The 24,619-nt window shown below is 71.5% G+C and carries 27 protein-coding genes and 1 pseudogene; 13 read left to right on the top strand and 15 right to left on the bottom strand.

The genetic code is table 11. From position 1 onward, the window contains the following. The first annotated feature begins 17 nt into the window (after positions 1-17). Genes ACLZOT_RS44875 through ACLZOT_RS44865 form a run of 3 tightly spaced genes read left to right on the top strand, consistent with a single transcriptional unit; the run spans position 18 to position 2,559 of the window. Positions 18-1,223, top strand: coding sequence for a thiolase family protein (locus ACLZOT_RS44875; protein ID WP_416975031.1), 1,206 nt, complete (start codon positions 18-20; stop codon positions 1,221-1,223). Further along, positions 1,220-1,915 (top strand): 3-oxoacid CoA-transferase subunit A, encoded by a 696-nt coding sequence (locus ACLZOT_RS44870; protein WP_416975030.1) that lies wholly within the window; start codon positions 1,220-1,222, stop codon positions 1,913-1,915. Before ACLZOT_RS44875 ends, ACLZOT_RS44870 begins: the two co-directional genes overlap by 4 nt. After that, complete coding sequence (locus ACLZOT_RS44865; protein ID WP_416975029.1) at positions 1,912-2,559, top strand: 3-oxoacid CoA-transferase subunit B; 648 nt, start codon at positions 1,912-1,914, stop codon at positions 2,557-2,559. Before ACLZOT_RS44870 ends, ACLZOT_RS44865 begins: the two co-directional genes overlap by 4 nt. An 83-nt stretch (positions 2,560-2,642) precedes the next feature. Here ACLZOT_RS44865 and ACLZOT_RS44860 read toward each other — a convergent pair whose 3' ends face one another. Then, complete coding sequence (locus ACLZOT_RS44860) at positions 2,643-3,719, bottom strand: lipocalin family protein (RefSeq protein WP_416975028.1); 1,077 nt, start codon at positions 3,717-3,719, stop codon at positions 2,643-2,645. Positions 3,720-4,073: 354 nt separating this feature from the next. Here ACLZOT_RS44860 and ACLZOT_RS44855 point away from each other — a divergent pair, with 354 nt between their 5' ends. Further along, positions 4,074-4,730: a TetR/AcrR family transcriptional regulator gene (locus ACLZOT_RS44855; RefSeq protein WP_416975027.1), complete on the top strand. Its 657-nt coding sequence runs from the start codon at positions 4,074-4,076 to the stop codon at positions 4,728-4,730. A gap of 565 nt (positions 4,731-5,295) precedes the next feature. Here the strand turns inward: ACLZOT_RS44855 and ACLZOT_RS44850 are convergent. Together ACLZOT_RS44850 and ACLZOT_RS44845 are read right to left on the bottom strand one after the other, a co-directional pair. Then, a complete protein-coding gene (locus ACLZOT_RS44850) occupies positions 5,296-5,646 on the bottom strand; it encodes a YybH family protein (RefSeq protein WP_416975026.1) in 351 nt (116 codons plus the stop codon). A gap of 211 nt (positions 5,647-5,857) precedes the next feature. Next, on the bottom strand, positions 5,858-6,670 hold the full coding sequence (locus tag ACLZOT_RS44845; protein ID WP_416975025.1) for an MBL fold metallo-hydrolase: 813 nt from the start codon (positions 6,668-6,670) through the stop codon (positions 5,858-5,860). A 91-nt stretch (positions 6,671-6,761) separates the two neighbouring features. Between ACLZOT_RS44845 and ACLZOT_RS44840 the strand changes: the two genes are divergently transcribed. Together ACLZOT_RS44840 and ACLZOT_RS44835 are read left to right on the top strand one after the other, a co-directional pair. After that, complete coding sequence (locus ACLZOT_RS44840) at positions 6,762-7,136, top strand: winged helix-turn-helix transcriptional regulator (RefSeq protein ID WP_416975024.1); 375 nt, start codon at positions 6,762-6,764, stop codon at positions 7,134-7,136. A 246-nt stretch (positions 7,137-7,382) separates the two neighbouring features. Beyond that, the gene (locus ACLZOT_RS44835) at positions 7,383-7,658 is read left to right on the top strand and encodes a hypothetical protein (protein WP_416975082.1); all 276 of its coding nucleotides are present in this window, start codon (positions 7,383-7,385) and stop codon (positions 7,656-7,658) included. Here ACLZOT_RS44835 and ACLZOT_RS44830 read toward each other — a convergent pair. Both ACLZOT_RS44830 and ACLZOT_RS44825 read right to left on the bottom strand, forming a co-directional pair. Further along, positions 7,624-7,782, bottom strand: a pseudogene (locus ACLZOT_RS44830) (IS30 family transposase); the annotation flags it as partial. The gene ACLZOT_RS44835 and the pseudogene ACLZOT_RS44830 overlap by 35 nt on opposite strands. A 73-nt stretch (positions 7,783-7,855) precedes the next feature. Beyond that, positions 7,856-8,044 (bottom strand): hypothetical protein, encoded by a 189-nt coding sequence (locus tag ACLZOT_RS44825; protein ID WP_416975023.1) that lies wholly within the window; start codon positions 8,042-8,044, stop codon positions 7,856-7,858. Between the two features lie 208 nt (positions 8,045-8,252). Between ACLZOT_RS44825 and ACLZOT_RS44820 the strand changes: the two genes are divergently transcribed. Continuing rightward, on the top strand, positions 8,253-8,879 hold the full coding sequence (locus ACLZOT_RS44820; protein ID WP_416975022.1) for a CBS domain-containing protein: 627 nt from the start codon (positions 8,253-8,255) through the stop codon (positions 8,877-8,879). Between the two features lie 60 nt (positions 8,880-8,939). On the opposite strand, the gene ACLZOT_RS44815 is transcribed toward ACLZOT_RS44820, so the two are convergent. Together ACLZOT_RS44815 and ACLZOT_RS44810 are read right to left on the bottom strand one after the other, a co-directional pair. Next, positions 8,940-9,218, bottom strand: a complete 279-nt coding sequence (locus ACLZOT_RS44815) for an Hsp20/alpha crystallin family protein (RefSeq protein WP_416975021.1) — start codon at positions 9,216-9,218, stop codon at positions 8,940-8,942. Positions 9,219-9,321: 103 nt separating this feature from the next. Further along, positions 9,322-11,013, bottom strand: a complete 1,692-nt coding sequence (locus ACLZOT_RS44810; protein WP_416975020.1) for a GAF domain-containing protein — start codon at positions 11,011-11,013, stop codon at positions 9,322-9,324. Positions 11,014-11,211: 198 nt separating this feature from the next. Here ACLZOT_RS44810 and ACLZOT_RS44805 point away from each other — a divergent pair, with 198 nt between their 5' ends. From ACLZOT_RS44805 to ACLZOT_RS44780, 6 genes are all read left to right on the top strand, one after another. Continuing rightward, on the top strand, positions 11,212-11,553 hold the full coding sequence (locus ACLZOT_RS44805) for a hypothetical protein (protein WP_416975019.1): 342 nt from the start codon (positions 11,212-11,214) through the stop codon (positions 11,551-11,553). A 143-nt stretch (positions 11,554-11,696) separates the two neighbouring features. Then, positions 11,697-12,152 (top strand): pyridoxamine 5'-phosphate oxidase family protein, encoded by a 456-nt coding sequence (locus ACLZOT_RS44800; protein ID WP_416975018.1) that lies wholly within the window; start codon positions 11,697-11,699, stop codon positions 12,150-12,152. Further along, on the top strand, positions 12,145-12,309 hold the full coding sequence (locus ACLZOT_RS44795; RefSeq protein WP_416975017.1) for a hypothetical protein: 165 nt from the start codon (positions 12,145-12,147) through the stop codon (positions 12,307-12,309). Before ACLZOT_RS44800 ends, ACLZOT_RS44795 begins: the two co-directional genes overlap by 8 nt. 775 nt (positions 12,310-13,084) lie before the next feature. Next, positions 13,085-13,438, top strand: coding sequence for an STAS domain-containing protein (locus tag ACLZOT_RS44790; protein WP_416975016.1), 354 nt, complete (start codon positions 13,085-13,087; stop codon positions 13,436-13,438). A gap of 124 nt (positions 13,439-13,562) precedes the next feature. Next, positions 13,563-14,144, top strand: coding sequence for a hypothetical protein (locus ACLZOT_RS44785; protein ID WP_416975015.1), 582 nt, complete (start codon positions 13,563-13,565; stop codon positions 14,142-14,144). A gap of 98 nt (positions 14,145-14,242) precedes the next feature. After that, positions 14,243-14,881: a universal stress protein gene (locus tag ACLZOT_RS44780; RefSeq protein ID WP_416975014.1), complete on the top strand. Its 639-nt coding sequence runs from the start codon at positions 14,243-14,245 to the stop codon at positions 14,879-14,881. A 5-nt stretch (positions 14,882-14,886) separates the two neighbouring features. On the opposite strand, the gene ACLZOT_RS44775 is transcribed toward ACLZOT_RS44780, so the two are convergent. From ACLZOT_RS44775 to ACLZOT_RS44740, 8 genes are all read right to left on the bottom strand, one after another. Further along, a complete protein-coding gene (locus tag ACLZOT_RS44775; protein WP_416975013.1) occupies positions 14,887-15,378 on the bottom strand; it encodes a flavodoxin domain-containing protein in 492 nt (163 codons plus the stop codon). A gap of 12 nt (positions 15,379-15,390) precedes the next feature. Next, positions 15,391-16,059, bottom strand: coding sequence for a CBS domain-containing protein (locus ACLZOT_RS44770; RefSeq protein WP_416975012.1), 669 nt, complete (start codon positions 16,057-16,059; stop codon positions 15,391-15,393). Between the two features lie 12 nt (positions 16,060-16,071). Further along, entirely contained in the window at positions 16,072-18,741 is a 2,670-nt protein-coding gene (locus ACLZOT_RS44765) for a GNAT family N-acetyltransferase (protein WP_416975011.1), read from the bottom strand. 22 nt (positions 18,742-18,763) lie between these two features. Further along, complete coding sequence (gene gap / locus ACLZOT_RS44760; protein ID WP_416975010.1) at positions 18,764-19,759, bottom strand: type I glyceraldehyde-3-phosphate dehydrogenase; 996 nt, start codon at positions 19,757-19,759, stop codon at positions 18,764-18,766. Positions 19,760-19,790: 31 nt separating this feature from the next. After that, positions 19,791-22,142 (bottom strand): phosphoketolase, encoded by a 2,352-nt coding sequence (locus ACLZOT_RS44755; RefSeq protein ID WP_416975009.1) that lies wholly within the window; start codon positions 22,140-22,142, stop codon positions 19,791-19,793. Between the two features lie 27 nt (positions 22,143-22,169). Next, positions 22,170-22,955 carry a universal stress protein gene (locus ACLZOT_RS44750; protein ID WP_416975008.1) on the bottom strand — a complete coding sequence of 262 codons (786 nt, stop codon included), beginning with the start codon at positions 22,953-22,955 and terminating at the stop codon, positions 22,170-22,172. A 26-nt stretch (positions 22,956-22,981) separates the two neighbouring features. After that, positions 22,982-23,839, bottom strand: a complete 858-nt coding sequence (locus ACLZOT_RS44745; protein ID WP_416975007.1) for a universal stress protein — start codon at positions 23,837-23,839, stop codon at positions 22,982-22,984. Positions 23,840-23,910: 71 nt separating this feature from the next. Beyond that, positions 23,911-24,525, bottom strand: coding sequence for a hypothetical protein (locus tag ACLZOT_RS44740; RefSeq protein ID WP_416975006.1), 615 nt, complete (start codon positions 24,523-24,525; stop codon positions 23,911-23,913). Positions 24,526-24,619 lie beyond the last annotated feature (94 nt).

The raw sequence follows: 24,619 nt of genomic DNA, 5'->3' as shown, positions 1-24,619 counted from the left end.
GGATTAGCGTCCCTGTCATGAGTGCTTTCCTGTACGCCGCGACCCGGACGCCGTTCGGCCGCTTCAACGGCGCGCTGGCCGGCGTCCGCCCCGACGACCTCGCCGCCGCCGCGATCACCTCGACGCTCGCCCGGGTGCCCCGCTTCGACCCCGCCGCCGTCGACGACGTGGTGTGGGGCAACGCCAACGGCGCAGGCGAGGAGAACCGCAATGTCGGCCGTATGGCCGCGCTCCTCGCCGGTCTCCCGGTGAGCGTCCCTGGCACCACGGTCAACCGGCTGTGCGGGTCGAGCCTCGACGCGGCGATGACGGCCAGCCGCACCATCGAGTCCGGGGACGCCGAGGTGGTGCTCACCGGCGGTGTGGAGTCGATGACGCGTGCGCCGTGGGTACTGCCCAAGTCGGCGAAGCCCTTCCCGGTCGGCGATGTCACCGCCGTCTCCACGACCCTCGGCTGGCGGCTGGTCAACCCGCGGATGCCGAAGGAGTGGACGGTCAGTCTCGGCGAGTCCAATGAGCAGCTCCGGGACCGCTTCGGGATCTCCCGCGAGCGCCAGGACGAGTTCGCCGCCCGCTCCCACCAACTCGCCTACGTGGCCTGGGAGTCGGGCTTCTACGACGACCTGGTGGTGCCGGTCGACGGCATCGATCTCACCCGCGACGAGGGCATCCGGCCCGGATCGACCCCCGAGGTGCTGGCGGGGCTCAAGCCGGTCTTCCGTACGGCGGAGCAGGGTGGCACCATCACCGCGGGCAACGCCAGCCCGCTCAACGACGGCGCCTCCGCGGTGCTGTTGGGCAGTGAGAAGGCCGCGGCCGCGATCGGGGCCGCGCCGATCGCCCGTATCGCAGGGCGCGGGGTGATGGCGCTGGAGCCGCAGGCCTTCGGCTATGCGCCGGTCGAAGCGGCGAACCGTGCGCTGGCCCGGGCCGGGATCGGTTGGGACCAGGTGGGTGCGGTCGAACTCAACGAGGCGTTCGCCGTGCAGTCGCTCGCCTGTCTGGACGCCTGGAAGATCGACCCCGCCATCGTCAACCAGAAGGGCGGCGCCATCGCGATCGGCCACCCGCTGGGTGCCTCGGGCGGCCGTATCCTCGCCACGCTGGCCAAGGTGCTGCGCGAGACGCGGCAGCGTTACGGCGTCGCCGCGATCTGTATCGGCGTCGGCCAGGGCCTGGCCGTCGTGCTCGAGAACTGCGATGCGACGGGGGCGGTCCAGTGAGCCGGGCGGAGATCCTCGAAAGCACCGACGCGGCGGTCGCCGGAATCGAGGACGAGTCCACCGTCCTCGTCGGCGGCTTCGGGCTGGCCGGGATGCCGTTCGACCTGATCGACGCGCTGATTCGGCAGGGCGCGAAGGACCTGACGATCGTGTCCAACAACGCCGGGAACGGCGACGTCGGACTGGCCGCGCTGTTGGCCGCGGGGCGGGTGCGCAAGGTGCTGTGCTCCTTCCCGCGCCAGGCGGACTCCTGGGTGTTCGACGACCTCTACCGCGCCGGGAAGATCGAGCTGGAGGTGGTGCCGCAGGGCAACCTCGCCGAGCGGATGCGCGCGGCCGGTGCCGGGATCGGCGCTTTCTACTGTCCGACGGCGGTCGGCACGCCGCTGGCCGAGGGCAGGGAGGAGCGGGAGATCGACGGCCGGAGGTACCTGCTGGAGTACCCCATCAAGGGCGACTACGCGCTGATCGGCGCCCATGTCGCGGACACCATGGGCAACCTCGTCTACCGCAAGACCGCCCGCAACTTCGGACCGGTCATGGCCACGGCCGCGACAACGACGATCGTCCAGGTCGACGAGGTCGTCGAGCCCGGCAAGCTCGATCCCGAGGCCGTTGTCACCCCGTCCATCTACGTCGACCGGGTCGTCCAGGTCGAGGCCCGTCACTACACCGTGCAGGGGGCACGATGACCGTCACGTCCACCGACCACTGTCTCTCGATGGACGAGCTGGCCGCCGTCATCGCCCGCGACATCCCGGCCGGCTCCTTCGTCAACCTCGGCATCGGGCAGCCCACCAAGATCGCCGACCATCTGCCGGCCGGCTCCGGGGTGGTGCTGCACACCGAGAACGGCATGCTCAACATGGGCCCCAAGGCCGAGGGCGACGCGGTCGATCCCGACCTGACCAATGCCGGCAAGGTCCCGGTGACCGAGCTGCCGGGTGCGGCGTACTTCCACCACGCCGACTCCTTCGCCATGATGCGCGGCGGGCATCTCGATGTCTGCGTCCTCGGCGCCTACCAGGTCGCCTTCGACGGCGACCTCGCCAACTGGACCACCGGCGGGCCCGACGACATCCCCGCCGTCGGCGGCGCCATGGACCTCGCCATCGGTGCCAAGGACGTCTACGTGATGATGTCGCTCTTCACCCGCTCCGGTGAGCCGAAGCTCGTGGCGCGGTGCACCTACCCGCTCACCGGCGTCGGCTGCGTCAGCCGTGTCTACACGGACCACGGCGTCTTCGACGTGGGCAGCGAGGGCGTACGGATCCGCGAGACGTACGGCGTCAGCCCCGAGGAACTCGCCAAGCGGCTCGGCATCACGCTGGCTTAGCGTCTTGCGCGCAGGTCCGCAGCTGCCGACGGTCTCGGTGCCGCCCCTCATGGGGCGGCACCGAGGCCGTCGACTGATCGGCGCTACTCTCCGCTGGTGATTTCGACGTAGGTGGTGCCGGTGACCTTGCCGTGGTCGTAGGTGCCACTGACCTTGGCGCTGCCTTCATAGCCGGGTGCGGGGACCACCAGTTCCTGGTCCTTGGCGTAGACGGTGACGTTCAGCTTGGCGTGCTCGCCGGGGATGCTGACCTTCCACCGCGTGGGGTAGCTCTTGCCGGTGGTCGGGCTGGTCCAGCGGGTGGACTCGTCGGGCGTGAGGGTCGCCTCGGCGAGGGTTTGCGTGCCGTCGGGCTTCAGGATGGTCGCGAAGTTGTTCTTCTTGCCGTCGTACTGCTGGTTCCAGACGCTGACCTTGTCGCCGTTGGACAGGCTGAGGTTCATCCAGGACCAGGAGGCATTACCCGTGGTGAGGTCGGGGAGCGGTCCCCACTGGCGGTCCAGCCAGGACTGCCCGCGGACCTTCTCGGCGCGGCCGTTGAGGGTCAGGGTCCCGGAGGTGTCCACCGTGGGCAGGGCGTACTCGTAGTTGGAATACTTAGCGTCACCGAACATGGGGAAGTAGCCCGTGCCCAGGTTGTAGAGGGTGTTTCCGCGGGGGCGCAGCGTGACGTCGATGGTCCCCTCGGGGACCTTGGCGCGCAGCTTCATCTCCTTGGCGTCGCCGGTCCAGCTGATGTTGTCGGTGTGGATGTCCACGCCCTGCTTGTCGGACAGGCCCGTTCCGAGCGGGAGGGGGATCTCCGACCTCGTGTACCAGCCGGTGTCCTCGTTGACCACCGACACCTTCGAGGTGGCGCCTCCCTGCTTGCCGAAGCCAGCGTTGAGGTAGTGGACCAGGAAGCCGTACCGGTGGCCCCCGGCGGTCACGTGTGCGGTCAGGTACCAGGACTGGTTGGGCTGGTCGCGGTCATAGGTGAGGCCCGCGGCGGGGTCGACGAGGGCCGGGACGCTGGTCTGGGACAACCCCGTCTGGGAGGCGGTGGGGTGCGCCGTGGTCGAGCCGGCGGTCGTCGCGGTGGCTGTCCCCCCTGCGGCAAGGGTGAGCGAGGCGATGAGGGCGGAGGCGACGGCGGCCGCGCCGACGTTGGTCTTACGCATGATGGCTCCTTGTGTGGTTCCCCGTATCGGCACGTGTTCATGGAGTACGAAACGGTTTCGTACTCTCCGAAGTTGCGATGCCGGGCGGAGGAAAGCCTGCATGGTTGGCAAATGGATGCTCCGCCCGGCGGTGCGGGCGGCTTCGTTTGGGCGCCCTGTGGGCGACCGGATTAAATCCTACACATGTAGGATTATCTCTTGCCTGCCCCGTGTCAAGCGAGGGTCAGACGGGATCCGCTGCGCGGAACTCAGGATCGAGCGCTGACCTGGGACATTGTCCAAGCGTGAAGATCTGGACAGCTACGCTGGTCCGACTGGCGAGCAGACGCCCGTGCGGCCGACTGAGGAGGAAGTGTGGAAGACAAGCCGAGTGCCACCCGACGCCCGGGCCGCCCCAGGGCGGACTCCACTGCGGTGCCTGGCGAGCGGGACATCTTGCTCCGGGGCCTGGAGGCGTTCGCGACGCTCGGATACGACCGGGCGTCGGCGCGCGAGCTCGCCCGCCGTCTCGGGGTCGGCCCCACCTTCATCAACGACCGCTATGGCTCCAAGGCGGAGTACTGGCGCGCCGTGGTCGATACCGCGCTCGTGGCTCAACTCGAGGGCATGGTGCCGCCGGCCCCGGGGAGCGACGACGAGGAGGTGGTGCGGCAGTTCGTCACGGAGTTCTACCGCGTCAGCATCGGCGAGCCTTACCTCGCCATGTTGATGGCCGATGAGTCCGCACAGGACACCGAGCGGCTGGACTACCTTTACCAGCGTTACATCGAGCCGACACTCGCCCTCGTCGTGCCCAGCATCGAGAGGCTGATGGCCTCCGGTGGTATGGCACGGGTCCCGATGGATGTCGTGTTCTTCGCCATCATCGCTCCCGTGTCAGGACTGGTCCAGGAACCTCTCGCCCGGCGCCTGGGGAGCCCGGAACGCATGCAGCGGGCGGACCGTCACGCCAGGGCGGAGGCCCTGGCCGGACTCGTGGTGGACGGCCTGCTGGCAGCAAGGCGCCGGTGACCCGCTGGACTGGAAATGAGGCGGGGAACCGTGCCTGGGCCATCGGTGAGCTGATCACCTCGGCGCCCTATGCCGACGGCGTCGTCCACCCTGCCATGCTCCGTTGTCCTCGCCGCCGGACTGATGTGCGGGGCGGGTTCGCTCCTGTCGGCTCGGGCACCCCGCTCGAACGTTGGCCGGCCACGCGCGTGCTGCTCAGGGCAAGGGGAGGCCGTACAGTCGGCCATCCCGTGGCGGCACCGGGCTACGGTGCGCCGTTCCTGATTGATATCCGTACTCAGTGCCTTGTCGGCGCCCAGGTGTCGAATTCCCGTACGCGACCAGGCGGTCGACGACGAGCTGAATTGTGCTGTTCGGAGCGACCAGGGTTGTTGTTGATGCAGGAAGACGGCAACGGTTGATGCGGCGAAGAAGGTTGCCCGTCAGCGTCCATAGGTCGGATAAGACGCTCGGAACTGGCCCCTCGCTCGGGCCAGCAAGCGGCGGCCGCATGGTGAAAGTCGATGCGGCCGCCGCTGCCGTGAGAAGGTTCCGTCGCCCGATGGTGATGCCGGGACGACGAGAATCAGACGCCGTAGGGGTTGTCGATGATGTAGACCCAGTCCCCCTCGCTCGTCCTCCTCATCACCTCGACCGCCTTCCCCTCCACGATGGCGCTTTCGCTCGTGATCCGCCAGGACGGCTGGACCATCGCCAGGTCGCCGTTCTGATGGACCGACGCGGCCACCACCTCCATGGTGCTGGGCGAGGCGAGGTAGGGCTTCAGCGCCTCCTTGATGCTTTCCCTGCCGTAGACGGGCTCCTGTCCCGGTCCCGGTACTAACATGGCGTCTTCGGCGAACAGGGAACCCAGGCCGTCGAGGTCCTGGTCCTTGAGGTACTGGGCGAAGCGCTCGTGCACGACTTCCGGTTTCATATTCTTTCCTTTTCTCTTCGTTTCTTCGTTGCGGACGAGCGGGTCGGCCACAGGCCGATCCATGTGAGCCATTGACCGGTGACGGGCGGCGTCAGCCCCAGTAAAGCTGCTGGGCGCTGTCGTGCGCGCCAGCGCGGTGACCGCAGCCGCTCCCGCGACTGCGGCGGCATAGGAGGAGCGTGCCGGTGCGCCACCGGCACTGGGTGAGGTGTCAGCGGGTGTGCGGCTCCGGCAAGGTGACGGGCTCGCCCGGGGTGGGCCAGTGCAGCGGGGCGCCGGCGGCGTCGAAGGTCTGCTGGACGTGGCTGCGGTCTTCGGTGTAGTGAGCCCAGCCCTCGGCGTGCACGGCGACCACGAGGGGATCGTCGAGCAGGCGGCGGGCCTCGACGGCCTGGACCGCGGTCAGCGACAGCCGTACGGTACCGAACGCCTCGAAGCCGGCCGCGCCCAGGTGCAGCAGCGCCACGTCGACGCGGTACCGGCCGGCCAGGGCGCTCATCGCGTCCAGGTCGACGGTGTCACCGGAGACGTACACCGTCGGTGCCGAGCCGTCGTCGGTGTGCAGGAGGAAGCCGGTGACCGGGCCGGTGAGGGTCTCGGTGCCGAGGGGGCCGTGGCGGGCGGGGACCGCGGTGATGTTCAGCGGCATGCGGCCCGGCTTCGACAGGGTCCGGGTCTGCCAGGGCTCCAGGCCGACGGCTGCTCCCCCGAGATCGGCGGCGCCGGCGACGGTGGTGAACACCTGCGAGGCACCGGAGGCCACCGCACGCCCGGCGGTGTCGAGGTTGTCCAGATGCCCGGTGTGGCTGACCAGGACCGCGTCGAGAGCGGGCAGTTCCCCGGGCTTCAGTGCCGGGTCGGCGGTCTTGCGCACTGGGACCGAGCCGTCCTGGTACTCGGTGCCGGCTGCGTCGAAGGTCGGGTCGGTCAGTAGCGTCCAGCCGGCCAGGCGGATCAGCGCGGTGGGGCCGCCGAGCACCGTCACGGTGTTCGCGTCACGGGTCACGGCGTCGTCGGTTGCCACGGGTTACTCCTTGACGATCAGGGGTTGGTCCCCTCACTCTGACCGAGTTACTTTCTAGAGGGAAGTACATACCTTCAGGTGAGGTGAGCACGTGCAGGAAAGCACGCGAGGCAACGTCCGTAATCCCGCCTGCCCCGGCAGGCAGCTGTTCGACCTGGTCACCGCCCGGTGGGCCGCCCTGGTCCTGGTCGACCTCGTGAACGGCCCGCAACGCTGGTCCGAGCTGCGCCGGCGGGCCGGCGGCGTCAGCGACAAAATGCTCGCGCAGACCCTGCGCGACCTCGAAACCGGCGGACTGATCACCCGCACCGTTTACACCGGCCGCCCACCGACAGTGCAGTACGCCCTGACCGACCTCGCCCGCGACGCCACCCCCGCACTGCAACACCTGCAGAACTGGGCCGAAGAACACACCCACGAATACGACCACCACCGACGCACCCACACCACCCACCCGACACCCTGAACAAGGCAGGTTCAACGCACACACGTCACCGCGTTTCCACCGTCTGAGTCAGCGCTCTGACCAGCATGAACCGCGCGCAAACCTCAGGACTCGATCACGGCTCGCCGTCATTCGTGAGGTTCCCCCGAGACGCGAAGGATGCTGAGCTTGACTCTGTCGGTGATCTTGGAGTTCTCCGGTGCGCCGCGGTGATCGGTGGGCATGCTCGGGGTGTTCCACGAGTCCGTGCAGATGTGGAGGTGTCCGTTGTCGCTCCGTCCTCGTTCCGGTGAGCAAGTACCGCCTCTGACCGCGCAGGTCGCGCGGGCGAGCAACCTGGGTGGCACGACGGCGATGTGGGTGAGAGACCGCCTCGACGGGCTGTGGTGTGACGAGGACTTCGCCGACTGGTACCCGCGAGACGGACGCCCGGGCCTCTCGCCCGCCCAGCTGGCCACCGTCTGCGTGCTGCAGTTCGTGCTCGGCCTGTCGGACCGGCAGGCCGTCATCCGTTACGCCATCGCTTGCCGGTCCGCAGGTTGATACCGACGATCCGGCAGGCTTCCGCGCTGCTGTAGCCCTGCTGCGTGAGCTGGAAGTATGCCTCCCGCTCACGCGTCAGCCGACGCCCTCTCCCAGTCCGGTCGACCCGGATCTCGAAGTCCATCGCACCCCTTGAGCTGGGGTGTTGCAACGACCACTAGAACTGAAGCAACGACGGGGGCGCCCGGACCTGTGCGTCAGCAGTGCGTGGGTGTACGGGAGAGCCGGGGCGAAGGCTGTTCCGTACGGTGGGCGCGCGGGTGCCGGCGGCCCAGCCGGACGACGAGTGTGTCCAGCGCCGCGCTCAGCGCGACCGTCGCCACGATCGCCACGGCCAGCAGGACCGCGAAGCGCTCCCAGAACTCCGGTGTGAGACTCGTGCCCACTGTCCTCACTCTCCTTCACCCGGGCTGTTCCCTTGACTGACAGTCAACTCCGATGCCTCACAGGGGAGATGAGGCGAACGGCCCGCGCACCGGCCCCGCCTCGCAGGGCCGGACGGCCTCTTGCCGGGCCCGAGCGGCCCGTGGCCCCCGCCCGGCACCTCCGCGCACGCTGGATACGACAGGACAGGCCACGACTGCGGAGGATCCCATGGACGCCGGCCCGTACACCGTGAGCGACGTGATGACCCACGCGGTCGTCGCCGTCGGCCGGGAGACCCGTTTCAAAGACATCGTCACCCTGATGGAACGGTGGCAGGTCACCGCCGTCCCCGTCCTGGAGGGCGACGGCAGGGTCATCGGCGTCGTCTCCGAGGCCGACCTGCTGCCGAAGGAGGAGTTCCGCGACAGTGCCCCCGACCGGGTCGTCCAGCGCGAGCGCCTCGCCGACCTGGCGAAGGCGGGCGCCCTGACCGCCGGGGAGGCGATGAGTACGCCGGCCGTGACCGTGCACGCCGACGCCACCCTGCCCGAGGCCGCGCGCATCATGGCCCGCCGCCGGGTCAAGCGGCTGTACGTCATCGACGGGGAAGGGTTCCTCGAAGGCGTCGTCAGCCGCGCCGACCTGCTGAAGGTGTTCCTCCGCGAGGACGGCGAACTCGCCGGGGAGGTACGACGGGTGATCGTTCCGGTCACGGACGGCCGGCTCGGGGTCGAGGTCGCCGACGGCGTCGTCACCCTGACCGGCAGCACCGTGGTGGACACGGCCGAGCGGCTGGCGCGGACCGTCGAGGGCGTCGTCGGCGTCCGCTGCCGCCTCGTACCGACGGCTCCCTGATTCTCGGGACAGAAACGCGCGGCCGGTTCACACCGGCCGCGCATCTGCGTGCTTCCAGGGTCAGCCGCTGTTCACCGGGATGGTCCGGGTGCCCGTCTCCTCGGTGCGCTCGGCCCGCAGGGTCAGCACGCCCTCGGAGACGGTGATCTCGACGTCCTTGCCGGGGTCGACGCCCGGCAGCTCGGCGCGCAGCACGTACCCGCCGTCCGCCAGGTGCTCCTCGACGCGGATGCCGTGCAGCCCTGCGGGGCCGTGCAGCCCGGGAAGCCCGGCCTCGACCCAGCCGAACAGGTCGGGCAGTACCGGCCAGCCGGGGAACCGTTCGATCATGCCGCTCATGCGCTTCCTCCTCTCTGTGTCCGTCAATTCCAGGATGACGGGGGAGAGTCGGAGAAGCCGTGAGCCGACGGTCCCTCACGGGGGACCGGTCGGCCCCGGCGCGCTACCCGGCGGTCACCGGGACCCGCCACACGAGCGTCGTGCCGCCCCCGTCGGGGCACTCCCACTCCAGCCGCCCGCCCAGCTCCCGGGCCCGCTCCTCCATGTTGAGCAGCCCGCTGCGCCGGCCCTGGGCCGGGATGCCGACGCCGTCGTCGCGGACGGTCAGGACCAGCTCGTGGCCGTCGGTGGTCAAGGAGACCTCCGAGGCACTCGCGCGGGCGTGCCGGGCGACGTTCGTCAGGGCCTCGGACAGGACGGCCACGGCGTGGTCGGCGACCGGCTTGGGGACGTCCGTGTCGATCAGGCCCTCCATGCGGACGCTCGGCGCGAAGCCGAGCGCCGGGGCCGCCTCGCCGACCACCCGCACTGCGCGAGCCCGCAGCCCGGTACCGGCGGTACCTTCCCGGGTGCGCAGGCCGAAGATCGTCGACCGGATGATCTTGATGGTCTCGTCGAGGTCGTCGACCGCGCGCAGGACCCGCTCGGAGGCTTCGGAGTGCTCGATGAAGCGGCCGGCGCTCTGGAGGGTCATGCCTGTCGCGAACAGCCGCTGGATCGCGAGGTCGTGGAGGTCGCGGGCGATGCGGTCGCGGTCCTTGAGGACCGCGATCTCCTCGGCGTCCCGGCGCCGCTGCGCCAGCTCCATCGCGATGGCGGCCTGGGCGGCGAACACCTGGAGGGGTTCGATCTCCTTGCCGGTGAACGGCACCCGCCCGGATTCCCGCACCAGCAGCAGCACGCCGCGTACCCCGTCGTCGGCGGTCCCGACGGGCACGGCCACGGACGGGCCGAGGGCGGGGACGAGCGACAGCTTCTCATCGCTGGTGACGGCACTCCCACGGGTGAACGCCGTACCGACCAGACCCCCTTCGGCGGACAGCACGAGACCGCGCAGGGCGTCCGCCTCCTGGCCGATCGCCAGCTCGACCGTGAACGACCCGGTGTCCTCCATCGGCATCGCGACGACGGCGAGTGCGGAGCCCGTGATGTCCCGGGCCTGCCCGGCGATCAGCCCCAGCACCTCCGCCTGCCCGTCGCCCGACATCAGCCGGTGGGTGATCTGCGTGTTCGCGCCCAGCCAGCGTTCCCGCAGGCGGGACTCCGCGTACAGGCGGGCGTTGTCGATCGCCACCCCGGCCGCGACGGCGAGCGTCGACGTCACGGAGACGTCCTCCTCGTCGAACAGGACACCGCCGCGTTTCTCGGTGAAGTACAGGTTGCCGAAGACCTGGTCGCGGACGCGGATGGGGACGCCGAGGAAGGTGTTCATCGGGGGGTGATGCGGGGGGAAGCCGTACGACGCGGGGTGGTCGGAGATCTTCGCGAGCCGCAGCGGCTCGGGGTGGTGGATCAGCTCGCCCAGGATGCCGTGGCCCTCCGGGTACGGGCCGATCTCGGCGATCTGCTCGGGGCTGATGCCGACGGTGTGGAACGCGGACAGGCGTTTCCCGTCGGGGCCGATGACCCCCAGCGCCGCGTACTCGGCGTCCACCAGGACCGCCGCGGCCTCCACGATGGAGTGGAGCGCCTGCTCCAGATCCAGTTCCCGGCCGACCGACAGGACGGCCTCCAGGAGGCTGTGCACCCGGTCCCGGGTCCCCCGGGCCGCGTCGAGCCGTACCTGAAGCTCGTCCAGCAGTTCGTCCAGCCGCAGTTGAGGCAGCCGTACCCGGGCCTCCTCAGGACTTCCCACCAGCACTCCTCGACATCTCCGTGTGCCGGTCTATCCGGTCACGCTCAAGGTAATGGGCGACGACCCCGGAGAACACCGAGAACGGGCCAACTCCCCTCAGGGCCGACCGGCCCCCGGACCGGGACGGACAGCACCTGCCCCACGCGCGCCCGCCGCACGACGCTGGACCCGCGGACGAACAGGAAGGACGTGAGGCACATGACGGAGCACGGAGCCGTACGGGTCAGGGCCCAGGGCGAAGTCGACGAGGAGGCCGTCACCCGGCTCCTCGTGAAACTCCGCGCGGCCTGCGGACGTCTGGGCCTCCCCGCCGAGGGCGCCCTGACCGTGGTGAGGGCGGCGGCCCACCACGTACGACGGCCCTGGACCGCGACGGCCCGGCTCCTGGTGGACGGCACGGTCGTCGTCGTCCACGCCGAGGAGACCACCGCGCGGGCCCTGGCCGACCGGCTGGAGGACCGGGTCCTGACGCGGGCAGGACAGGCCGCGCACCGCCGTACGCACACACCGCCCCCGTGGCGCACGGACTCCGGGACATGAAGGGCCGACCGGCCCCGGATCCGGGACCAACGGCACCAGCGTCCGCGTCCCCATGGCGGGACAGTGGGGACAGGAGCGGCACTCACCCCGGTGGTGCCGCTCCGCCCGTACGACCGGGCCCCGCCCTCTCACAGAGACCCGCCATGACCGACGACTCCAGCTCCACCCCGGCCCCTGCGCGCAGAAGCGTCGAACTCGACAGCGTCGAGGCGCTGCGGCTGCTGGGCAGTGTCTCCCTCGGGCGTGTCGTCTTCACCAGGCACGCACTGCCGACAGTCCGCCCGGTCAACCACGTCCTCGTCGACGGCGCCGTCGTCATCCGCACCCACGAGCACGCCGCCCTCACTTTGCACACCGCCCACACCAACGGCACGGGCGTCGTCGTCGCCTACGAGGCCGACGACATCGACCCCCGCACCCACCTCGGCTGGAGCGTCGTCGTCACCGGCTACGCCCACCTGATCACCGACCCGACCGAACTCGCCCGCTACGACGCCCTGCTGCACCCCTGGGTGGACCGGGCCATGGAACACGCGGTCCGGATCGTCCCGGCACTGGTGACGGGGGTACGGCTCACAGAAGGAGGCCGTCATGCGTAACCGTCAAGATGAAGCAATCTCGCTGATCCTGGAAGATTTAAAAAAATACCGGGCGATCTTATGCGAATTGCAGGATGCCGCAAGGGAGGAAGTGGAATCCGAGGCTGAAAAAGAGAAGAAAAAGAGAGGGTTTGAAGGCTTCTCCTTCCGCTCTTGACGGTCTGCTGACCATAGCGTGCGGCGCTGTGCAGCTATTCACGGGGCTGCACATGCTGGGCGGCGCTGCGGCCGTTGTGCACGGTATCGGACAGCTCTCGGCCCCCGGCTCGAAGTTTACCGAGGCCATGAGTATGGTCCGCAAGGCGCTGACTCCGGCCGAGACCGTGATCCGCGAGACCGTGAACATGATCGCACCTGGCGTAGACGGTCAGCCGGGAGTTCGGAATACACTTTTCTTGGCCGCCGGTTTGGAGGCCGGCGCGGATGGAATCAACGCATTGAACCTCCCTGGCGGGAGGAATGGTCCTCGCGCAGGAAATGCAAGGCGGCGGAGGACTGTTGTGAGAAGGGTCGAGCCGGATGACGGAATGGGTGTTCGGTCGGAATCTCCCCAGGGTGGAGTGCCCGACGTTCCGCGGCCCGGCGAGGTCGACGGGAAGCCGCCAGATCCTCCCGCTCTGCCAGGTTTTCCGACCCGGTTGTAGGTGACGGCACGGGGCATGCCACCCGCAAGGAGCGGGGCAGTACGGTCCGCGCGCCTGTGTCGAACCCGAAGACGCTGCGACCCAGAGTGTGAGCCGGAGGCTCTGGCCACGCTTGTCGGCGTCGATCACGATGCCCCGGATCCACCAGGCACCGGCGTCATCGTTCATCCCTCCCGCACCGCCGGCGCCGGAGAGGCGTCACTTGGGCTGTTCGGTCCCTTTCGAACGGAGTTCGCAGGGTTCGAACGGCCCTTCCTGGCGTCGTGCGTGCTCGGCTTGGCTTGTCTCATGGACGACACGGACATGAGGTCCGCGGCGCTGAGCGCGGCCCGGACCGACGGCACGACCGTCGTGACCCTCTGCGGAGAACTCGACCTGCTGGCGGTGACAGCCCTCGGGCCCGCCCTGGACGACCTCACCACCGGCCCGCGCCCCGATGTGGTGCTGGACCTGCGCCCGGTGACCTTCGTCGACTGCTGCGGGCTCGGCCTGCTGTGCCGGGCCCGCAACCGGGTCCGCGCGGCCGGCGGCAGGCTGCGGCTGACCGTGCCCGGCCCCCGCTTCGTACGGCTGCTGCGGCACGCGGGACTCGGCGACGCCTTCGAGCTGTGCCCGGAGCCGGTCCACAGCCGTGCCGGGTGAGGGTCGAACGGCCCTTCCACCAGGGCGGTTCGTCCCGCAGAGGCCACCTGTCCGGCCCCTGCGCAGGCCCGCCGGGGACTGGCACCTTCGAAGCGTCGTCACGACCCGGAGGAGGTGCGGACCGATGCGTGGAACCCGGCGCGCGAGGAAACGGCTGTGGCGGTGGCGCGGCAATCCGCTGCGACGCCCCGACGACATCACCGAGGCGTGGCTCCTCCTGGCCGTCTGGCTGCTGATCGCCGTGGCCGGCACCGTCGTAGGCATGCTGACGGCCCACGCCGCCGACGAGATGTTCGCCCGGCAGCGGGAGCAGCGCCACCCCGTGCGGGCGGTCCTCCTCGACGACGTGCCCAAGAGCGCGGGCCTGGGCGGGACCGCGGGCGACCGGCACTCCGCGGTGGTCCGCTGGAGCGCCCCCGACGGCTCCGCACGCACCGGCCGAACCCTGGTCGACGCCGGGCAGCGGGCCGGGGCCACGGTCGTGGTCTGGCAGGACATGCAGGGCCGCCTCACGATCGAGCCACCGGACGCCCTGGAGTCCGCCGTCGAGTCGGCGACTCTCGGCGCCGGTGCCGCCTGCGCTCTCGCCGGCGCCCTGTACGGGGCGGGGCGGGTCGCCCGCTGGCAGCTCGACCGGCGCCGGATAGACAGCTGGGGGCGGGAGTGGGACGTGGTCGGTCCGCTATGGGGGCACCGGACGGGATGACGCGGACGCGCGGGCAGCGGGGGAACGTTCGGCCCCTGAGCCCGCGCCCAGACCCCGGGACACACCCACCTCCTCCTCGTACCGGAAGGCGGACAGCCATGGAACCCGTCGTGGTCCTCACCCGCACCGACACCTCCGAGACCGGCCGGGCCGCCGCCCGCTGGGCGGAACAGGAGGCCGCACTGCGTGCATTACCCCTCCGTGCGCCGGACGCCCCCGAGGCGTGCGTCGCCGCCGTGACCGTCGGCGAGACCCGCGCCGTGACGCTCCTCGACACCGTGCCCGGCCCCGTGGTCCTGGTCCCCGACGGGTACGCCGACAGCCGGCGCCGTACCGACGTCGTCCTCGGTGTCGACGCCCGCGAACCGTCGGATGCTGTCCTCGGCTTCGCCTTCGGCAGCGCCCGGCTGCGGGGTGCGCGCCTGCGGGCCGTACACGCCTGGGCGCTGCCTCCCGAGGCCGCCGCGCTGCCCTTCGGCGTGCCGGAGGAGGACCGGGCCGGCTGGGAGGACCACGAGGTGCAGGTGCTGTTCCACGCGCTGCGGCCCTGGCGGGCGAAGTATCCCGAGGTGCCCGTCTTCGAAGACGTCCTCCTGTTCACCCCGGCCGAAGCGCTCCTGCACCACCGGTCCCGTGCCGCCCTGATCGTGGTCGGCGGCCCGCCCGGCGTCGTCGTACGGACCTTGCTGCGCGAGTCGGGCTGCCCGGTCGCGGTGGTGCCGGCGTACGGCGGGTGACGCCGTCAGCGCTTCTTGAGTTCCCCGGCGATCCGCCCCGCCCACTCCTCGACCGCGTCGAAGTCCCGGAAGTCCCCGCCCTTGCCGGCCGCGAGGATCCGCCCGGCGATCCAGCCCCGCGCGCCCTCCTCCAGGCAGCCGCCGAACGTGACGTGCCCGCGGGCGTTCAGTGAGGTCATGGTCCGCCGGACGCCCCGTACGGGCGGGATGTCCCGTTCGGTGGCCGACGCGTCGAGCGGCCCGCTGCTGAACAGCCACAGGGGCCGCTGGGCCAGGGCGCGGCGGTGGCGCCGTACGAGGCGGCGGGCGTCGCGGTGCCAGCGGCCCGCGTACAGGGCGCCGCCGACCACGACGGCCTCGTAGCGGGTCACGTCGGTGACCGAGCGGGCGGGGCGGGTCTCGGTGCCGAGGCCCCGTTCGCGCAGGGCGGCGGCGACCGCGTCGGCGATGCGTGCCGTCGACCCGTTGGTGGTGCCGTAGGCGACCAGGACGGTCATGGCGATCCCCTCTCACCATGCTTCGCGTGTGTGCGTGTCGTCCAGGCGGTGCGTCAGCCGGTCCACGACGTCGACCACGCCGTCGACCCGGCGGGTCATGGCGACGGCGATCTCCGTGTCGCTGCGCAGCTCCAACTGCCCTCGCAGCGTCACCACGCCGTCCGTGACGAAGACGTCGGCGCCGTACGGGGGCAGCAGCAGGCCGCGCACCATCACCTCGGCGACCACCTCGGCGCGGATCTCCGCGTCGGGCCGCAGGAACACCCGGAGCAGGTCGCTGCGGGTGACGATGCCGACGAGCCGGTCCTCGACGTCGAGGACCGGGAGCCGCTCGACGCGCCGTTCGGCCATGGTGCGGGCGGCCTCCGCGATGGTGTCCTCGGCGTGGACGGTGACCGGCGGCTCGGACATGAGCTGTCCCGCCGTGCGCGCCGTCGCCTTGGCGGCCCGGCGCCGGGCCGCGCGGGTCAGCCGGGCCAGGCGGGGCGGCTCCCATCCCGCCTGGCGCACCATCAGGTCCGTCTCGGAGACCACCCCGAGGACCTTGTCGTCGCCGTCGACCACCGGCAGCCCGCTGATCCGGTGGCGCGCGAGCAGCCGCGCGACCTCCTTGAACGGGGTGTCGCGGCCGGCGTGGACGACGTCGGCGGTCATCACGGAGCCCACCTTGTCGTGCTTCATGGCTGTTCCTTCTCACCTCAGTCGGCGCAGGTAGGGGTCGTGGGCCCGGTGCGGCAGCAGCCGGATCCGGGCGTCGAGGACGCTGACGCCGTCCGGCGTGGCGTGGACCGGGTTGAAGTCGGCCTCGGTGAGCTGCGGCAGGTCGCAGGCCATCCGGGACAGCCGCAGGAGGAGCTGCTCCAGGTCCTCCAGGGCGAGCGGGCCGTCGAACAGCAGGGGCGCACAGCGCGGGGATGTCATCAGGTCGTGCACGTCGTGGTCGGTGAGCGGGGCGAGGCGGGCCGCGTGGTCGGCCAGCACCTCCGTCGCCGTACCGCCGAGGCCGAACAGGACGAGCGGCCCGAAGACCCCGTCCTGGACGACACCCGCGAACAGTTCGGTGCCCCGGCCGGCGAGCGACTGCACCAGGACGCCGGCCATCTGCCCCTCGAACCGCTCCTTGAGGTCGCGGAACGCGGTCCGCACCTGTGTGTCACCGCGCAGATCGAGCCGGACGGCGCCCTGGGCGCTCTTGTGGACCAGCCCCGGCCAGTGGGCCTTCAGGGCGACCCGCCCGTCGGCCCCGCGCAGCCGCTCCGCCGCACACACCGCCTCATCCTCCGTCCGCGCCCAGGCCCAGGGGATCTGCGGCACGCCGTAGCAGGCGAGGAGATCGGCGCAGGTGCGAGGGTCGAGCCAGCCCCCGTCGGGGTGTGCGACCAACCAGGCGCCGACGACGTCGCGGGCGCGGGAGGTGCCGACGCCGTCGAGGTCCGGTACGGTCCCGGCGGGCCGCTCCAGCCACGCCGCCCGGTCGGCCGCGTGCGCCAACGCCCGCGCCGCCGCCTGCGGTTCGGCGTACGACGGGACCTCGCCGCCCCCGGCGGCGGGCAGCAGCCGTACCGGCACGTCCTGCTCCAGCCGTACGGCCAGCACCGGCTTCGTACGCCGGCCCGGCCCCGAGGTGAGGGCGCGCACCTGGTCGTCGCCGGTCGCGGCGGCTACCGCCGTCGGCACCAGGGCGACCAGCACGGCGTCGACGCCCGCGTACGTCAGGATCCGGTCGACGCACGCGGTGAGCTGAGCCTCCGTCACGGCGGCGGTCGCGTCGACCGGGTTCCCGGCCGTGGCACCCGGAGGCAGGTCCTCCAGCACCGCGTCCGGGAGCACCGGCAGCGCGAGACCCGCCTCCGTGCACGCGTCGGCGGCCAGCACCCCCGCCCCGCCCGCGTTCGTCACGATCGCCACCCGCGCCCCCTCGGGCAGCGGCTGGGAGTGGAACAGGGCGGCCGTCTCCAGGAGTTCACCGACCGAACGCGTCGCCGTGATCCCGGCCTGGGTGAACAGGGCCCGCCGCGTCATGGTCGGGGTGGCCGCTGCGGCGGTGTGAGAGGCGGCGGCACGCCGGCCCGCGTCGGTGCGCCCGGCGTCCACGGTCAGCACCGGAATGCGCCGGGTGACCCGGCGGGCCGTACGGGAGAACGCGCGCGGATTGCCGAAGGACTCCAGGTGCAGTACCGCCAGCCGGGTCCGGCCGTCGTCCTCCCACCACTGGAGCAGGTCGTTGCCGCTGACGTCGTACTTGTCGCCGAGCGACACGAACGACGACACCCCGATCCCCAGCCGGGACATCCCGTCGAGCAGCGCGATCCCCACCCCGCCGGACTGGACGGCGATCCCGGCGGCGCCGGGCAGCGGATGCCCCGCCGCGAACGTGGCGTCCAGCCGCAGCGTCGGGTCGGTGTCGGCGATGCCGAGACAGTTGGGGCCGACCAGCCGCATGCCGTACGTCCGGCAGGCGGTCAGCAGGCCCCGGGCCTGGCCGGCGTCCAGGCCCGAGGACACCACGACGAGCGCCCGCACCCCGGCCTTCCCGCACTCCTCGGCCGTCGCCGCGACCGCCGGCGCGGGCACCGCGACGACCACCAGGTCGGGGATCTTCGGCAGCACGCTCACGGACGGGTACGACGGCACGCCGAGGATCGAGGTCACGCTCGGGTTCACGGCGAACAGGCGGCGGGTGAAACCGCCCGTGTGCAGGTGGTGCAGGACCGCCCGGCCCACCGAACCGGGTGTGCGCCCCGCGCCGACGACCGCGACCGCCTCCGGCCGCAGCAGCGGGCGCAGGCTCGCCACGTCGGCGCGGCGCCCGCGGCCCTCGACGGCCGCGAGGTAGGCGTCGTCCTCGTCGAGGCGGATCGTGCAGCGCACCTCCGGGCCCTCGAACCGGCGTGAGGTGCGCAGGCCCAGGTCGGCGAAGAGCCGCAGCACCTCACGGTTCTCGCTCAGCGCGTCGGCCGTGAACACGGCGACGCCCTCCGCGCGAGCCGCCCACACCAGGTGCTCGACCAGGAGGGTCCCCACCCCCCGGCCATGTATCCCCTCGGCGACCGCGATCGAGATCTCCGCCCGGTCGCCGTCGCCGCCGGTGTCGTACTCGGCGATGCCGAGGACCTGCCCGCGCACCTCGGCGAGCAGGGCCCGGTAGCCCGGCCGGGCGGGCGCGCAGGCCCGGTCGGCGGCCAGGGCGGCCGAGCGCCGGCTCGGCGAGAAGAACCGCAGCCGCAGGTTCTCCGGGGACATCTCCTCGTACAGCCCTTCCACCTGATCGTGGTCGCCGGGCCGTACGGGCCGGATGCACGCGGTGGTGCCGTCGGCGAGCAGCGCGTGGGCGGGGGAGCGGTCGAGCAGGTCGTCCTTCATCGGGGGGCTCCTTCGGGAACGGTCAGGCCATCAGGCGGGTGAGGTCCAGCAGCCGGTTGGTGTAGCCCCACTCGTTGTCGTACCAGCCGAAGACCTTCGCCAACGGGCCGTTGACCTGGGTCAGGGCGGGGTCGAAGACACAGGACGAGGGGTCGCCGATCACGTCGCGGGAGACGATCGGGGCGTGCGAGACGCGCAGCACACCCCGCAGCGGGCCCTCGGCAGCCGCCTCGAACGCGTCGTTGACCTCGTCCCGGGTCACCGGACGGTTCAGCACCACAGTCAGGTCGGTGAGCGAGCCGTCCTCCACCGGGACGCGCACCGCGATCCCGTCCAGGGCCCCGGCGAGCTCCGGCAGGACCAGGCCCACCGCGCGGGCCGCGCCCGTGCCGGTCGGGATGATGCTGAGGGCGGCGGAGCGGGCCCGCCGCAGGTCCTTGTGAGGGCCGTCGATCAGGGACTGGTCGTTGGTGTAGCCGTGGACGGTGGTGAGCATGCCGCGCTCGACGCCGAACGCGTCGTCGAGGACCTTCACCATCGGCGCGACACAGTTCGTGGTGCACGACGCGGCCGACACGATGCGGTCGTGCTCACGGTCGTAGGCGTCGTGGTTGACGCCCACCACGAGCGTCGCGTCCACGCCCTTGCCCGGCGCGGACAGCAGCACACCGCGGGCTCCCGCCTTCAGGTGCAGAGCCGCCGAGTCGCGGTCGCGGAAGCGGCCGGTGGACTCGACGACGAGCTCCACGCCCAGTTCCGCCCAGCGCAGCGCGGCCGGGTCGCGCTCGGCGGTGACGGCGATGCGGTGGCCGTCCACGGTGATCGACCGCTCGTCGTGGCCGACCTCCCGCCCCAGACGCCCGAACGTCGAGTCGTACTCCAGCAGATGGGCGAGGGTCGCGGCGGGGGCCACGTCGTTGACGGCGACGACCTCGATGTCCTCGCCGCGCTCCAGGGCCGCGCGCAGATAGGTGCGGCCGATCCGGCCGAAGCCGTTGATGCCGACACGTACGGTCATGGCGGTGAACTCCTTCTCGTGGCAGGGGTGTTCAGGCGTCCCAGGTCCAGTCGGTGATCTCCGGCAGGTCGGTGCCGTGTTCGCGGATCCATGCGTGGTGGCGGGTGCGGGCGTCGGTCATGGCCTGGCGGACGGACGCCGCGTGGACCGGGAGGCCGGGGACTCGGTCGATGACGTCCATGACGAGGCGGTAGCGGTCGAGGTCGTTGCGGACGACCATGTCGAAGGGGGTGGTCGTGGTGCCGGACTCCTTGTAGCCGCGTACGTGGAGGTGGGGGTGGCCGGTGCGGCGGTAGGTGAGGCGGTGGATGAGCCATGGGTAGCCGTGGTAGGCGAAGATGACGGGTTTGTCGGTGGTGAAGAGGCCGTCGTACTCGAAGTCGCTCATCCCGTGCGGGTGTTCCTCGCGCGGCAGGAGCCGCGTCATGTCGACGACGTTGACGACCCGCACCGAGAGAGAGGGCAGGTGACGCCGTAGCAACTGGGCGGCGGCCAGGACTTCTTGGGTGGGGACGTCGCCCGCGCAGGCGAGGACGACGTCCGGTGCGCCGCCGTTCTCCGTGCCGGCCCAGTCCCAGATCCCGGCGCCGCGCGCGCAGTGCGCCCGTGCTTCGTCCATCGACAGCCAGTCGAAGCAGGGCTGCTTGCCGGCCACGATCACGTTGACGTGGTCCCGGCTGCGCAGGGCGTGATCGGCCACGCAGAGCAGGGTGTTGGCGTCCGGCGGGAGGTGGACCCGGACGACCTCGGGGCTCTTGTTGAGGACGTGGTCGACGAAGCCGGGGTCCTGGTGGGAGAAGCCGTTGTGGTCCTGGCGCCACACGTGCGACGTCAGCAGGTAGTTGAGAGAGGGGATCGGTGCCCGCCAGGGCAGCTCGCGCGAGGTGCGCAGCCACTTGATGTGCTGGTTGACCATCGAGTCGACGATGTGCACGAACGCCTCGTAGCAGGAGAACAGCCCGTGCCGCCCGGTCAGCAGATACCCTTCCAGCCAGCCCTGGCAGAGGTGTTCGGAGAGGATCTCCAGGACGCGTCCGTGCCGGTCGAGGTGCTCGTCGACCGGCAGGTGCTCGGCCTGCCACGCCTTGCCGCTGGCGCCGAAGACTGCCTGGAGCCGGTTGGAGGCGGTCTCGTCGGGGCCCACGATCCTAAAGTCCCGCCGCAGCCGCGTGTCCTTCATGATCTGCGCGAGCAAGTCGCCCAGCACGCGGGTGGGTTCGTGCAGGGACGTGCCCGGCTTGTCGACGGGGACGGCGAACAGGTCGAGGTCCTTGAGGGGGAGTTCGTGGACGAGGAGGCCGCCGTTGGCGTGCGGGGTTGCGCCGAGGCGTCGGGTGCCCTCGGGGACGCAGGCCAGCACGTCGGCGGTGGGACGTCCGTCGGGGCCGAAGAGTTCCTCGGGCCGGTAGGAGCGCAGCCACGCCTCCAGTTGCCGTAGGTGGTCCGGGTTTTCGCGGACCTGGGTGAGGGGGACCTGGTGCGCGCGCCAGGTGCCCTCGACGGGCTCGCCGTCCACCTCCGCCGGCCCGGTCCAGCCCTTCGGGGTGCGCAGGACGATCATCGGCCAGTGGACGCGTTCGGCGACGCCGTCCTCGCGGGCGGTGCTCTGCATGACGGCGATCAGGTCGAGGGCCCGGTCCATGGCCTCGGCGAGCGCGTGGTGGACCTGCGCCGGGTCGTGGCCGGACACGTACAGGGGCTCGTGGCCGTATCCGCGCAGGAGTTCGTCGAGTTCGGGCTCGGGGAGGCGGGACAGCACTGTCGGGTTGGCGATCTTGTAGCCGTTGAGGTGCAGGACCGGCAGGACCGCGCCGTCGTGCACGGGGTCGAGGAACTTGTTCGCGTGCCAGGACGCGGCCAGCGGACCCGTCTCGGCCTCGCCGTCGCCGATCACGCAGGCGACCAGCAGACCGGGGTTGTCGAAGGCGGCGCCGTAGGCGTGTGCGAGGGAGTAGCCCAGCTCGCCGCCCTCGTGGATGGAGCCCGGTGTCTCGGGGGCGACGTGGCTGGGGACGCCGCCGGGGAAGGAGAACTGCCTGAACAGCCGTTCCATGCCGGCCGCGTCCCGCGACACGTCGGGGTAGGTGTCGGTGTAGCTGCCGTCCAGCCACGATCCGGCCAGGACCGCGGGCCCGCCGTGGCCCGGCCCCCACACGCACAGGGCGTCCAGACCGCGCGCCTTGATGACCCGGTTGAGGTGCGTGTACACGAGGGTGAGTCCGGGGGAGGTGCCCCAGTGGCCGAGGAGGCGGGGTTTGATGTGCTCGGGCTTGAGGGGTTCGGTGAGCAGTGGGTTGGCCATCAGGTAGATCTGGCCGGCCGCGAGGTAGTTGGCGGCCCGCCAGTGGGCGTCCAGGGCGAGCAGTTCGTCGTCGCGCAGCATGGGCGGTCTCCCGGAGTCGTAGAGGTGTCAGCGCCGTTCGGGTACGACGGCGACGGGGCAGGCGGAGTCGTGCAGGACCCGGTGGGTGACCAGGCTGAGACGGCCGGCGCGGGACTGGGTGCCCACGACCAGCAGGTCGGCCGCGAACGACGCGGACACGAGAAGCTCGCGGGCATGCCCCTCGGCGGTACGACGCCGTATCCGCAGCTTCTCGGGCGCGTGCCGCAGCGCCCGCTCCAGCGCGGCGGAGGCCCGCTGTTCGCGGGGCGGGGCGTCGGCTCGCGTGGGGGACCGCCAGGTGCGTACGGCTTCCAGTTCCGCGTCCCGCACCTCGGCCTCACGCACCGCGAACCGCACGGCGGCGGGCCCGCCGACCCCGACCACGACCCGGCCGTGCACCCCGGGGCGGGCCCTGTTGTCGTGGTGGCCGCGCACGACGATGACGGGGCACTCGGCGCGGGCGGTCACGGCCAGGCTCACCGAGCCGCGCAGCAGTTCGGCGAGTCCGGGGCGGCCCCGGCTGCCGAGGACCAGAGCGCCGGCGTCGCGGGCGGCCCGCAGCAGGGCCTGCGGGGGTTCCTCGGCGGCCACCTCGGTGGTGATCTTCACGTCCGGGGCGCGGTGGTGGGCGCGGCGGGCCGCGGATTCCAGGAGGCGACGGTCGTGGGTCCAGCCGTCGTCCCCGTCGTGGCGCCAGGTGGTGGCGTGCACCAGGTGCAGGGGCACGCCGCGCAGGGCGGCTTCGTCCACCGCCCAGTCCATGGCCCGCAGGCTCGGCTCGGAGTCGTCGACGCCGACGACGATCGGTCGCATGGGATCCTCTTCTTCCTTCCGGGCCGTCAGTTGTGGGAGACGACGGCGACGGGGGCGGGGGAGTGGTGCAGGACGGCGTGGGTGACGTGCCCGATGTGGGTGCCGAACGGGCTGCGGCGGCCCCGGCGTCCGACGACGACCAGGGACGCTTCCCGGGAGGCGGCCACGAGGTGCGCGGCGGCGCTGCCGTGGACGGATTCCTCGGTGACCTCGACGTCCGGGAACTTGCGCCGCCAGGGCCGCACCGCGTCGGCCAGCGTCTCGGCGTCGTCCAGCGCCAGTGCCTCGTGCAGCGCCGGGTTGTCGGGCGTGCCGTACGCGATGTACGGCGACGGATTCCAGGCGTGCACCACGCGCAGGGCGGTGCCCCGACGGGCGGCGGCGTCGAAGGCGAAGTCCATGAGGGTGCTGTCCGGGTGGTCGGTGTCCAGGCCCAGGACCACGGGACGCTCGGCCTCCTGCCAGGGGGCCCTGACGAACACCACGGGGCGCTGGGCGTGGGCCAGCACGGACAGGCCGACGGAGCCGACCAGGAAGCCGCCGATCCCGCCGAGTCCGCGGGAGCCCAGGACGAGGAGCTCGGCGTCCTTCGAGGCCCGGGCCAGGACGTCGGCGGGCGAGCCGGAGAGATGCTCGCCGGTCACCTCGATGCCGGGGTGGCGCTCGCGCAGCCCTGCGGCCGCTTGGCGGGGGATGCGGTCGGTCCAGTGCTGGTGGGTCTCGGCCCCCAGGAGCGGGGCCTGCGCCATCGGGGCGGGCACCGGCTCCCAGATCTGCAGGAGCTTCAGCGGCAGTCCGAGGGAGTGCGCTTCACGGGCGGCCCATTCGGCCGCGGCGAGGCTTTCGCGGGATCCGTCGAGACCGACGGTGATGGTACGGGGCATGGATGTCCGCCTCCTTGCGGGCGCGGTGGGCCGAGGGAGAGAGCCCACCGCGCGTCCGGGGGTTCGGTTGTTCAGCGCAGCCAGGTGTGGTCGCGGACGAAGGCGAGGCGGGCCCACCGGCGGCCGAGGCCCAGTGCGTCGCCGGCGGCGGCCACCGCGAGGACGATCAGGACGATCGCGTAGATCAGGTGGTAGTCGGCGAACGGGTTCGTCGACATGCTTGCCGTCCCGTCGGAGAGGTGCTTGGCCGGTGGCCATTCGGCGATCCACATGAACGCCATCAGCGCGGTCCCGGCGGCGGCGGTGAGCCGCAGCGCGATGCCGGCGGTGAGGGCGAGGCCGATGCCGAGGAGGGCGAGCATGAACAGCCAGTCGGCCCAGGCGTCCCCGGCCCAGGAGTGGAACGTCGACTCCATGGGGCCGGCGGCGACGTGGGAGAGGAAGCCCTTCGTGGGGGATCCGCCGTCGATCCAGCCCTTGCCGGACGCGGTGGCGTAACCGAAGCCGAAGGTCTTGTCCAGGAACGCCCACAGGAACACGAACCCGGTGAGCAGCCGCAGCGAGGCGAACGCGTACGCCGACGCGGAGTACGTGCGGACGGTCTCGCCCGCGGTGGTGGTCCGGTGCCCGCGCAGGGACGGCAGGTGGAACCCGGAACGGTGGTGGGGGTGCTCGTGCACGGCCATGGCGGTGATGTCCCTTCGGATCCGGTCGGTGCCTGACACCTCTCACTCTCACGAGGTGAGCCGGGAGTCGCCGGATGCCGAAGGTCGGTGCCCG

It is taken from the genome of Streptomyces sp. 4F14 (genome assembly GCF_048159485.1).
Classification (GTDB): domain Bacteria; phylum Actinomycetota; class Actinomycetes; order Streptomycetales; family Streptomycetaceae; genus Streptomyces.
Note: the sequence above shows the minus strand (reverse complement) of the source record. Positions and strands in the feature narration are given on the sequence as shown.